Origin of the sequence: Capnocytophaga sp. oral taxon 863 str. F0517 (genome assembly GCF_000466425.1) — a bacterium.
Taxonomy (GTDB): Bacteria; Bacteroidota; Bacteroidia; order Flavobacteriales; family Flavobacteriaceae; genus Capnocytophaga.
The window spans coordinates 1-12,765 of record NZ_KE992185.1; the positions used below are offsets into that span (position 1 = coordinate 1).

Annotated in this window: 8 protein-coding genes and 1 pseudogene; 7 read left to right on the forward strand and 2 right to left on the reverse strand. The window is 32.6% G+C overall.

The annotated features are described in order from the left end of the window. The 7 genes and pseudogenes from HMPREF1551_RS13025 to HMPREF1551_RS13055 form a co-directional block, all read left to right on the forward strand. Window positions 1–283: pseudogene (locus HMPREF1551_RS13025) on the forward strand (hypothetical protein); the annotation flags it as partial. An 84-nt stretch (window positions 284–367) separates the two neighbouring features. Beyond that, on the forward strand, window positions 368–778 hold the full coding sequence (locus HMPREF1551_RS13030) for a hypothetical protein (protein ID WP_021629654.1): 411 nt from the start codon (window positions 368–370) through the stop codon (window positions 776–778). A gap of 1 nt (window position 779) precedes the next feature. Further along, complete coding sequence (locus HMPREF1551_RS13035; RefSeq protein ID WP_021629655.1) at window positions 780–1,190, forward strand: hypothetical protein; 411 nt, start codon at window positions 780–782, stop codon at window positions 1,188–1,190. After that, entirely contained in the window at window positions 1,190–1,846 is a 657-nt protein-coding gene (locus HMPREF1551_RS13040) for a hypothetical protein (RefSeq protein ID WP_021629656.1), read from the forward strand. Before HMPREF1551_RS13035 ends, HMPREF1551_RS13040 begins: the two co-directional genes overlap by 1 nt. 174 nt (window positions 1,847–2,020) lie before the next feature. Continuing rightward, a complete protein-coding gene (locus tag HMPREF1551_RS13045) occupies window positions 2,021–3,373 on the forward strand; it encodes a PKD domain-containing protein (protein ID WP_034544774.1) in 1,353 nt (450 codons plus the stop codon). Window positions 3,374–3,380: 7 nt separating this feature from the next. After that, complete coding sequence (locus tag HMPREF1551_RS13050) at window positions 3,381–5,039, forward strand: hypothetical protein (protein WP_021629658.1); 1,659 nt, start codon at window positions 3,381–3,383, stop codon at window positions 5,037–5,039. Between the two features lie 30 nt (window positions 5,040–5,069). Beyond that, window positions 5,070–9,674 carry a hypothetical protein gene (locus HMPREF1551_RS13055; protein ID WP_021629659.1) on the forward strand — a complete coding sequence of 1,535 codons (4,605 nt, stop codon included), beginning with the start codon at window positions 5,070–5,072 and terminating at the stop codon, window positions 9,672–9,674. 74 nt (window positions 9,675–9,748) lie between these two features. On the opposite strand, the gene porV is transcribed toward HMPREF1551_RS13055, so the two are convergent. Together porV and HMPREF1551_RS13065 are read right to left on the reverse strand one after the other, a co-directional pair. Beyond that, on the reverse strand, window positions 9,749–10,828 hold the full coding sequence (porV, locus tag HMPREF1551_RS13060; protein WP_021629660.1) for a type IX secretion system outer membrane channel protein PorV: 1,080 nt from the start codon (window positions 10,826–10,828) through the stop codon (window positions 9,749–9,751). A gap of 981 nt (window positions 10,829–11,809) precedes the next feature. Further along, a partial coding sequence (locus HMPREF1551_RS13065) for a TraM recognition domain-containing protein (RefSeq protein ID WP_021629662.1) occupies window positions 11,810–12,765 on the reverse strand: 956 nt, incomplete at its 5' end.

Sequence of the window (12,765 nt, forward strand, 5' to 3'; positions counted from 1 at the left end):
ATATGGTATGTGGGATAAAATGGAAAAAATGAACTTGAAAAAATATGGGGTTAATGGAAATACAAGTTTACAAGGAGATTTATTGTATTTTTATAATGACAAAGAATTACAATTTGGCATTTTAGACATCAACACCAAGGAAATTATCTATGTTTCAGAGCCTATTGCTGTAGTGGAAAGAGATGATAGTTTTACTCGCCTTAGAGATTTAAAAGTCTCAGAAAATAAGGTGTATATCTTAGATAGTAATCATACATTACATATTTTTGAAAGAGAAGAATAGTTCTTGTTTTATTACTTTTACTTTCATTTAAAAACATAGAAAAACCCTAAGAAATATACACCTGAAAACATTGAGCATTTAGATATGAAGTTTGAAAAAGGTTTAGATGATATCTGTGCCAACTGCCGTTATGATGTGAAGTTTAGGGAAGGACAAAAAACTTTATTTGAAGAGTTCAAAAGCTATAATACTGAAACGTGGAGTAAAATAGCTAATGATAAAGGTTTTATCCAACAATTTGAAAGTTATTTACAAGAAGTTGACGAAATGAAAGATTTAGCTTATGTGATCAACAGTAATAAAGTTAATGTAAATGAAGTAAAACAAGCTTTTAAAGAATTGTTTAAACGTAATAGTGATGAAATTTTAGAGGTTATGAGTCCTAAACTAAAAGAAAGTTTAGATATCTTAGAGCAAGAGAAAAGAATTATAAATTTTAAAAATATAATAGACGATACAAATTCAGCACTCTATAACTTTATAAAATCACAATAAAATGTTTAAACTAATTTCTAAAATAGATAATGTAAGAGATTATGTTATCTATAAAGGTAAACCTTATTACATCAATACATCACACGAATTCCAATGTGGCAAAAAAAAGCAAATGCTTTACAAAACGCCTTTAGATCCAATCATTGTTTTTAACAATAAATTCTATTTCAGTGAATGGGAAGATAATTATAAAATCTTCGATGAGAATTTAGAATTAATAGAAGAAGGAAAAAACAGAGTCTTCTATAAGTTATCTGAATTTTACATAGCTTACAACCGAGATGGTAAAAAAACTATTCTCATAGACAAAAAAGATAATCTTATAGAGCTTGAATATATAGATAGGTCTTCTATAAGAGCTTTTTCAAATGAATATATATATATATATAAAGTAAAATATATGATGATGTAATGTCTATCAGAGCCTTTTCTATTCAAAAGAAAGAACATCTGTGGGAGTTTTCTCTTGCTTCATTTGGAAAGTGGAAAAATTCCTGGGATGAAGAAAATTATTTTAAGGTATATAAACTTATGGGTATATACAACAATATTTTTTGGGCTTTTATAGAGATAGGAGGCTTTATAGGCTTAGATATTGAAACAGGAGAATTGAAATACCATATTCCCGAATATCATCAAACTGTAGGAAAAACTATTTGCAAAGGAAAAGATTTTTTTAGAAGTGATTATTTCTTAAATAGTGAAAAAGGAAAAATTCTTGGTATGGCTATGGATGTCTTTATTGAAATAGATTTAACCCAAGAGCCTCCTTTTGTTACTCAATATGGCTTACAAGAAGAGTTTGAAAAGTACAACATCAAAAAAGCAAATGATACTGCAGGAAGTTATGTTGTTCAAGATAATTTATTGTATTTTTATCTTGCTGAAAAACTAAAATTTGGTATTTTAGACATCAGCACCAAGGAAATTATCTATATTTCAGAGCCTATTGCAGTAGTGGAAAGAGATAATAGTTTTACACGCCTTAGAGATTTAAAAGTCTCAGAAAATAAGGTCTATATCTTAGATAGTAATCATACCTTACATATTTTTGAAAGAGAAGAATAGAATATTTGCTTTATCTTGTACTGAAATAAGTTTATAGTGATAAGTCTTAAAAGCAAAGGCTAAAGATATACGATAAACAAAGAAAGTAGCTTACTACTTCTTTGAAAATCTACGGACTAACTAATTTTAGGACGAACAAAAGAAATAACAAATAAAATCAAAAAAACAATAACGATGAGTTTATACAGATATTTTACCATTTGTTTAATAGTTTTTACAGTAGTTTCTTGTTATCGTGAGACAGAAATTCCTGTGAAGGCTTCTTTTCAAATGAGTTTTAGAAATGATGATGAATCAGTACCTGTTTATGTAAAGATGAACAATACCTCTTCTGGGGGAGAGCATTACCAGTGGGAGTTCGAAAGTGGTACGCCTAATACCTCTACTGAAAAATCTCCTGAAGTGCTCTATACACAACACGGCTCATACAAAGTAAAGCTAACAGTTACTAACGAGTATAAAGAATCAGATACTCAAGAGCAAACTATCACAATAAAAGATGCTATCAAAAAAGCAAGCTTTACAAAAGAGATTGTAATGAATAGCTACCCTCCTGTAATGGTAAAGTTTACTAATACTACTCAGGGAGAGAACCTCACTTATAAATGGCTTTTTAAAGGAGGCACTCCTGAAACCTTTGAAGGTAAAGCACCTCCTACAGTGGTCTTTTCTACAGAAGGCAAACACGAAATAACTTTAGAAGTTTCTAATGGGTATGATCGTCAAACTTTTTCAGATTTTGTAGAGGTAAAACCTGTTATTAAACCTGCTTTTTCTTGGCAGATACCTATTGAGGATGAGGATTTACAAGTGCCCGTAAATATCACCTTGCAAAATAAAACTGAAAATGCTATTTCATACCAATGGACATTTCAAGGTGGCACTCCCAATACTTCCACTGAAGTAAATCCTAAAGTAACCTATACTAATGCTGGTACTTATACTATAATACTTGTAGCCTCTAATGGTAAAACAACTCAAACTTTACAGAAACAAATTACAGTATATCCTGATACTGGTATTTATGTATTAGAAAATGTAAAATTAGGAATTAATTATGCTCATAACAGCGAAAAAGTAGCAGCTTTCTATTCCACAAAACTGAAGAAATCTTTTTTCTCTAAAGATATTACCGCTGAAAATGTCCCTTTGATAGATATAGTTTTTCAAGGAGGTAGCCCTACTTTTGCAAGCAATAAATTTGTATCTCCAACTGAGGCACAAAAATATGCTTTCTTCCCTATTACAGGAGCAAAAACTACTGTTTTTGTAAACTCACAAGAAATATGCAATTGCGGGCTTGACTTCACTGAAGAAAAATTCAATGCAATGACAAATGATACCCCTTTACGTGCACTTTCCATTACACATTCGGCAGCGGGAGCACAAGCATTTACCAATACGCTGCCTCGAATAGTGTTATTTCAAACCCACGATGGTAGAAAGGGAGCTATCAAAATAAAACAATTTGTAAGTAAAGGTGCAGAAAATTCATATATTTTGTGTGATATAAAAGTTCAAAAATAAATAGATAATGAAACTATTATTAAAGTATATGGTTTTGGGAGGACTTTTGTGTATATCTTTTGGTACCAATGCTCAAGATTTAGACATAGAGGCGATGACTAAAGATACAAAGTTTAGAGTAAGTGGAGGCGTCAATGCTGATGCTATGTTTTTTAATTCTTCTACTGAAAAAAGTACCTTTACTTATATGCTTACAGGAAGTTTGAATTTTAGCTTTCTTACATTTTCAATGCCTGTGAGTTACTCTATTACCAATCAAGGAAATGCTCTGAACTATAAAGTCCCTTTTGACTTTAATAGATTTAGTATTGCTCCTAAGTACAAATGGATAAAATTGTACTTAGGCGACCATACTCTCACTTACTCTCCTTATACGCTCAACGGACACCCTTTTCGTGGGGTAGGGCTAGAATTAACACCTAAAGGAGCATTGAAATTTAGCACAATGGGAGGGCGCTTGCTCAAAGCAGTAGAAGAAGATAAAAATATAGGTCAAGCAGCTGTTTTTGAGAGATATGGTTCAGCTATGAAGCTTAATTTTGACAAAGAAAAATATAAGATAGAATTTAGTAGCTTATACGCTTGGGACGTTAAAAATTCATTGGAACATCCTACTGATATTTCTCCCAAGTCTAATTATGCTAATGCGTTAAAATTTGCCACAACTTTTGTAAAAAACTTGAGCTTAGAAGTACAATATGCACTTTCTATCATTCAAGAAAAGACCCCTCATAAAACTGAGGATAATTCATTAGATTATTTGCTTTCCACCTCCAAAAGTAGGGCTTTTGATGCCCGTTTAAACTATCTGATTGGAAAAGCAAATGTAGGAATTGTATATGAGAATATTGATCCTACTTATCGTACTTTTGGAGCTATGTATTTCAATAATGATTTAGAGAATATTTCTCTTACATTTGCCCGTCCGTTTTTCAAAGATCGTATAAGTATAGCCACTCAATTGGGATACCAACGCGACAATTTAAAAGAACAGAAAAATCAAACCTCTGTAAGACTAGTAGGAAGTGCAAATCTGAATGCAAAGATTTCAGAAAAACTAAATGTATCAGGCTCATACTCTAATTTTACATCCACTACTAACCGCCGTTTAAACGAGTTTGACTATATCAACACCCCAAATATGAATCCTGCCGATACACTTACTTATCGCCAGCTTTCTCAAAACGGAAATGTGAATATGAATTATGTTTTTGGAAAAGATAAAAGTCAGAATGTGAATTTCAACTACTCTATTGCAGGACAAGCAAATGAACAAGGAGGTATTATCGGCAGAGGACAAGCCAGTTTGGTGCAAAATTACAATGCTGCTCATACCATTAGCTTTTCATCTCTGCAAATGAATGTAAATACTTCTGCCAACTACACTCAAAACAAAGTAGGGAGAGAGATAACCGATTTTTATGGTGGGAGTGTTACAATCGCCAAAAAATTCTTTGAAAATAAGCTCAATACAAGTTTAGGAACGCTTTATAATCGAACAAATGACACTTTTGGAAATAGTGTTTTAGGTATCAAGTGTAATGTGTCGTATGTACTGCTTGAAAAGCACAATTTTTCATTCTATGGAATGCAGATGTTTAGAAGTTCTCAGCAAAAATCAGCTGAAGATATAACACTAAATGTAAATTATAGCTATAGTTTTTAAAATGGTTTCACCTTAAAATTATATAATACAATGCAAAATATATTTTCATCTATATCTTTTGTTTTTTTTAGTTTCTGGTGTTCTTTACTCTTGGGACAAAATACTAATAACAATGACCTTACCTCTGAGAATGCTGCTCAACAAATGCAGAAAATAGAAAGGAAAGGATTGTGGGTAGATAATTTATCTTCTCAAAATATTACCTCTCTGCCTATTGGTATAAAAACTCGTAAGGGAGGTGATAATGCTACCTACTCGATAGGGATTATAAAGGCAGAACTACATTCTGACTATACTGAATTACAGGTATTTGCTAAAGTAGATATTCCTCAAAAGGGAGAGGATGGCCGTCCTATTTCTTTATTTTTTGGAGCAAATAATGTCAAACTCTCTCACAGTGGAGGTATCATAGGAGATGCCAAATTAGCTTTGCTCGGCGACATAGCTATTCCTATCCATAAAGATGCTTGGCAACTTACTCTTTACGGAGGTTTTAATAAAGAAACAGGACAAAGTGAAGATTTAACTTATGCAATAATAGACTGTGATGGGTTTAAAGAGTTTCACCTATCAGGAGCCGTTGAGTTCTCAAGAGAACTTATTCTTCCTATAGAAAATGGAATGGTGAATGAAGCTAAACAAACCGTAGCAGTAACTTTGTCTAATGGACGTGTTATAGAAGCGCCTAACAGAGTAAGAGGTGATTTTAGTATTACAGCATCAGCTTGGAATGACTTGATAATGAATGTATCTCTCTCTCCTTTTGTACTGGCTAAAAAACAGAATGGAACAGACTACAATGGCAATTTTCAGTTTTTAGTCTCAAAAGCTGTACTTGATGTAAGTGATATAAAAAATGACCCTTCTGTTGTTTTTCCTAATGTGTACAACACCAAAGGTTTATTATTCCCTGCACAAGAGAGTTGGAAAGGAGTGTATATTGATAATTTTTCAATAGGACTTCCTTCTGAATTTAAAACAAAATCAACTGCTAAAAGTGGAAAGCGTATTGAATTTTCAGCTAAAGGTCTTATCATTGATAAGTTTGGTGTTTCAGGGGTCTTTTCTGGAGATAATATATTCCCCTTGAAAGAAGGTATTACTGATAAAAATAATGCTTGGGCATATTCATTAGACCATATTGAGATACAAATAGAAACAGGTGAGTTTGTAAAAGCTAATTTTAATGGAAAAATACTGCTCCCTATTACCAACGCTTCTGAAAACAAAAATATAGAGCAATTGGGCTTGCAATACAATGGGTTGATTTCAGAGGAAAAATATAGTTTAAATGTAATAACAACTGATGAGATACAATTTGACCTTTGGCAAGCTAAAGCCTCTCTTTATAAAAATAGTTCCATAGAGTTCAAAGTAGAAAATAATCATTTTCTTCCTAAAGCTGTTTTACACGGTAATATGAATTTTGCTGCCAACAAAACTATACAAAAAGAAACACAAGAAAATCAGCAGGCAAATAGTATTGTAGATTTTAAAGGAATTACTTTTGAAAACTTGAAATTGCAAACCATTTCTCCTATGATTTCAGTAGGAAGTATGGGGTATAAAAATGATGCTTCTTTTAGTAATTTTCCTGTAAGTATCAAAGGTATAGAAGTGAGAACTTTAGATAATAGAGCGGATGTGTATTTTGATGTAGCACTAAACCTAATGGATAAAAGTGAACTTTCTGCTCGAGCTAATATTGGTATTTTAGGAGAGCTAACTTCAGAAAATCATACCTACAACTATAAATTCAAAGGCTTAGACCTTTCAGCTATAGCTATAAAAGGTTCTTTTTGTGGATTTTCTATGGATGGTCAGCTTGATTTACTCGAAAATCACCCTATATATGGTAACGGATTTAATGCCGACTTAAAAGTAGAAATCAAAGGGGCTTGTGAGGTAAAAGCTAAAGCTATTTTCGGTAAAAAAGAATTTAGATATTGGTATTTTGATGCTAGTGCTAAGATTTCAACAGGCTATTTTATCAATGGCTTTGGAGGCGGTGCTTATTACAATATGAAACGAAATGCACTCGCTGCCCCTACTGAATTTTCTCCCTCAGGACTTACGTATGAACCTTATCAAGAAGGAGGATTAGGACTAAAAGCATTAGTGAGTTTTGCAATAGGTTCAGACAAGGCTTTCAATGGAGAAGCTGCTTTTGAAATGTTATTCAACAAAAATGGAGGATTAGATTTTTCTGCTATTTATGGAAAAGGAAATATTTTGGCTAATATTCCAGGAATGGAAAACGTACAAAATTTAGTTTCAAAAGTATCAAGGAATTTGGAAAATAAAGCTGCCTTTTTAGGTATAGAAACTAATAATGAAAAACGCAGTAGTTTTGAAAAACGTTTCTTACCTCTTGCTGAGAAAGCAATACCTACTACTCCTGATAATAAGGCTACTATACAATTCAAAACAGCTATACAGTTTGATATAGCCAATCAAACTACACATGGTACTCTTGATGTGTATATCAATGCAGGATTTATTTCAGGTGTAGGGGAAGCAGGTAGAGCAGGTTGGGCTGTTTTTCATAAAGACCCTAACGATTGGTATTTACACATTGGTACACCTGATGATAGGATAGGTATAAAAATGGGTGTAGCAGGTGTTTCACTTAGAACGACCTCTTATCTTATGGCAGGTACAAAATTACCTGCTTCTCCACCACCCCCTACTAATGTAGCAAGTCTCTTAGGAGTAGAAGCTCAGGAACTCAATTATATGCGGGATGAAAACGCTTTAGCTAATGCGGGAGGTTTTGCCTTTGGCTCTGATTTAAGTATTGATACTGGTGATTTATCATTTTTAATTTTCTATGCTAATTTTAAAGCAGGCGTTGGATTTGACATAATGCTTAAGAATTATGGAGAAGCATCTTGTAAAAATACAGCTGGAAAAGTGGGTATAGATGGTTGGTATGCTAATGGACAATCTTATGCTTATTTGCAAGGTGAGTTAGGAGTACGTGTAAAGTTGCTTTTTATTAATATGAGAGTCCCTATTATTTCAGCTGGAGCAGCTGTATTAATGCAAGCTAAATTGCCTAATCCTGTATGGTTCCGAGGTTATGTAGGAGGTGAAATGAATGTATTAGGAGGACTTATCAAAGGAAAGTTCAATTTCAAAGTAACTATAGGCGAACAATGTGACTTTGGAGGGGCTGGTGGAGCTCTTGAAGGAATGAAGCTTATTGCTGATGTGTCTCCTAAAAATAACAGTAATGATGTAGATGTATTTGCTATACCTCAGGCCACGTTTTCAATGAAAGTGAATGAACCTTTTGAAATTCCAGAAGGTAATGGAAAGAATATTTATAGAGTAGTTCTTGAAAAATTCAAAGTTATTGATGAGAAAAATCAAGAAGTTAAAGGTAGATTAGAATGGTCACACTTGAAAGATAGAGCTAATTTTATCCCTGAAGATATTTTATCTCCTAAAAAGAAATTTAAAGTGCAAGTAGAAGTTAGCTTCCAAAAACAAGAGAGAGGTATATTCAGACCTATCACCCAAAACGGACAAGTAGCTAAAGAACTTGAAGAACGCACATTTACAACAGGTACAGCACCTAATTATATTCCATTACAAAATATAGAATATGCTTACCCCGTAGTATCACAAAAATTTTTCTTAAAAGATGAGTTTGAACAAGGGTATGTAAAACTTAAACAAGGACAAGACTATCTATTTGAAGGTAATCAATGGGAAAATGGAGTGAAAATTATAGATAATCAAACTCATAAAGCACAAGAGGTGGCATTTGTTTATAACAATGATGCTAATGAGATTACTTTTGCTATGCCTAAACTACAGACAAAGTCAGTTTATAAAGTTAGCTTTTTCAGTAAACTTGTAAAAACTAATGCAAAAGATGAAAAGAGAGAGGTTACTGAAAATGTAAAGAGAACTCAAGAAGAGGGTAATGATTATGAGGTCTTGCAAAAACAAGCACAATCATTAAGTAAAGAAGGTGAAATAGAACGATTAACGTATGATTTCAGTACTAGTAAGTATAAAACATTTAATGAGAAAATAAAAGCTATCAAAGTTTCTCATTACAATTTTATAATACAATACTCTGATGTAATTTCTCTTGCTAACAACCTTCAAAAATCAGAACCTTTTGAAGTAGTAGACCTTGTAGGTAATGAGTATTCTAAGAAAAAACCTCTAATTGCAGTAGAAGCTACTTTACAGGATGCTTATTTTAAGCAATACATAAATCCTACTTTCTATAGCCAATTGCCAATTGCTGGAAAATATCAGTTAAGAAGAGATACAAAAGAGTGGGGACAAGTACCCTCAAAGGCAATTTCTATTGATAATAAGTATTTAACCAATATACAAAATGAGATTTTCTCACAAGGAGTAGAAAATTATTTTCCTTATCAATATGATTTAGCATTGGCTTATAAGATGGACTTTGTAGATATTATCAGCCAAATTTCTAATGATGTAAGCAAAGGAATAGTACCTTTCTCAAGTCCAGCACATCAATTCCTAAAAAATACTTTTACACCTATGAGAAAAGGGGATTATTACATCAAACTCATATATACCTTACCAGGGGATAAAAAATCATCAGAAGCATTACAGATGTTTAAAAATCCTATTGATGATTAGTATTACTCCTTTATTTTCACAAAAACTCCTGTTACTTACAGGAGTTTTTGTTATATTCTCAAAAGAGAATGCGGTTAAAAAGTGTATTGTAATGAAATTCTAAGAGAGTTACTCAATGGATTAATCGTTTGAGCAGTAGAAAAAAGGTAAGAAAAATCAAACTGCCAATGGGATATATTAACCCCTGTCCCAATGGTGAGATATTTTCTATCTCCTTTGTTTTTGTGCTGATAGAAATAGCCCGTACGGAGCGACCAATGTTGTAAATAAGTATATTCAAATCCTAATGCCAAAGAAATTTCATGTATTTCTTCTATAAAACCATTTGAAGCATCACTAAATGAAGTAAGAGCACCTTCTAAAAAATCCTTTTCTTTGTATTTTTGTGTATCAGAAGGGACTAGTAATTTATTAAATTCTAAAAGTAGAGACATATCATTCTCATTATCTACAGAAAGGGTATAGTTTCCACTTAGTTTGAGATTTGTAGGAAGAAAGAATGTTTGTCCTAAATCGTCATACTTTATTTTACCACCTATATTTGAAATCTGAAATCCCCACTTATAGTTTCCGAAACAATTTCCAATAAGATGCTTTTCAGAAATATAATAACCTGAAATATCAAAAGAAACTCCTTGAGCTATATTCTTTTCCTCTGTAGGAAAGTGTAAATTCGAGTGTAAATATCGAGCTGTAACCCCCATAGAATAATGTTCACTCAATTTTAAATTGTATGAAAGGTCTAACGACCATTCAGAAGGAAGGAAGTTGCCCAATTTGTATATCTCATTGCCTAAAAGCTGTGTTTGCTGAATCTCACCAATACTAAAATATCGGAAACTACTCCCTAAAGCGTCTCTATCTCCTTTTCGATAATAACTGATATTGGCTAAAAAAATATCGCGTGATAGTTTGTTTAGGTAAGGAGTATAACTCATACCTATCCCTGATTTTTGGGCAGAAAAGACATATTTAGAAGAGTTCCAATACTGTGAAAAGGTATCAGGATCAGAAGCTCCTCCTATATCTCCTTTTCCAGAGGCTATTGCATCAGGGCTTATTAGTAAAAAGGGGAAAGCTGTGGTAATTGGTCGTTCTTCTTGGGAAAAAACATGAAGACAACTTGATAAAAAAATTAGTCCATAAATCCTCATATGCTTAAAAAATCCAAAAAAATATAATATCTTTGAAATTAGAGAGACTTTTTGAGGGAAAATCTACATTCGAAAAAAGATAATTCACTTCTTGTGTATGTAAAAAAGTTCTCAATTTTGCATCTATCTAAGATGTATCATTAATTAGGTTCTTTATTAGGTGCAAAGATACAAAATTTGGAGATATTTATAATTAACATGAGTTCAATATAAGGAAATTTACTTTCTCTTGTAATAAAAAATGTTTTTAGCTACTTTTATGTTTTAAAAATCAAATACTTAACTAAAAAATACTCCTTATATTATCAAGTAATAAAATTACTAAAACTTTCTTTGTAATAGATAAAAATTTTAGTAAATATTGAAGCTAAATCAAAATTACTTTTGATTCCTATTTTTCTACTCTTAAAAAGAGAGTAATCCATTTATTTATTGTATCTTTGCCTAAAGTTCCTGAATTTTGGTATTCTTTTTAAATGCAAAATTACTAATTTTTCGGAAACTCTTACTTTATTATAGAAAAAAATTAAACGGTTTCAATTACAAATATACAAATTTTTTGCTTTGCTTTTTTTATTTTTTTGAACTTTTCAACTAGCAAGTAGAATTAATAAATACTCCTATAGCAACTGAAAATAATTCAGAGAAAGATTTTTTCACCAATTTAAGTAAAATATGGGAAGTAGATTGTGTAAAATAGAGATTTATTGAAATACCCAAAAAAGGAATTAAAATCGAAAGCATTGAATATTATGACTGATTTGTAGAAAAGTTTACTCTTACTTTGACAGAATTAAAAATCCCCTCAGAAATCTTGTTTATTTCTAAGGAGGATTTGTTCAAAGAGAGAATACTAACAGATTCTATTTCGGTGTTTTTAGTACCTTTGGATAAATACAAAATTCTAAGAAACTACCGAAAGATTGATTATGAATGGTTACCTGATGCACCACTGCTAAGAAAATAAAACCAATAGAGAGATTATTCCCCTTCCTCTTCTTTCCTTATCAAATGTGCTAATTCAGGGTCGTTTTCAATGCGAGAGAGCTCGTCGGTGATGAGCTGGATAATGTCAGTTTTTACTTGCTTGTAATTAGCTTGGATTTGTTGTTGCATTTGATCTTCTCCATTTTCGTCTTCAAAGGAGAGGATTTGAGGTATTTTCTGGTAGGCTTTGGTCTCAGCGGCTACTTTCTCATTATCCACTATTATCTGAGCGTGGAATATCTTCTGCTCGATACGCTCGTCAAAATTGTCAGAAACAGCTCCTACAAACATTCCTTGGGTAAGATTGGATATTTTGCTAGCAGGAATCAAACTATCCAATTGTGTAGATATGGAGGTAGAAGTGTCATTGCGATTGATCGTGGTAGATTGCCTTTTCTGCAATACCTTTCCAAAACGTTCAGAAAGGGTTTTAGCAGTTTCCCCTACTACTTGTCCGCTAAAGATATTCCCCACTGTATTTTGTATTACCTTACTTTCCTTATCGCCATAATCACGAGTGAGCTGTGAATAATCTTGGAATCCTAAACAAACGGCTACTTTATTGCTTCGGGCTGTGGCTATCAGGTTGTCTAGGCCTCTAAAATAAATAGTAGGCAACTCGTCAATAATCACAGAGGATTTGAGCTGTCCTTTCTTGTTGATGAGCTTTACAATACGTGAATTGTACAAACCTAAAGCTGCTGAATAGATATTCTGCCTATCAGGATTGTTGCCTACACAAAGGATTTTAGGTTCTTTGGGGTTATTGATATCCAACGAAAAATCATCGCCTGTCATTACCCAATAGAGTTGAGGCGAAATCATTCGGGAAAGGGGGATTTTAGCACTGGCTATCTGCCCTTGTAGCTGGTCTTGTGCACCACCCTGCCAAGCATCCATAAAAGGTGATAGGTAGTTCTCAAGTTCGGGGTACGAGGTGAGAATAGTAA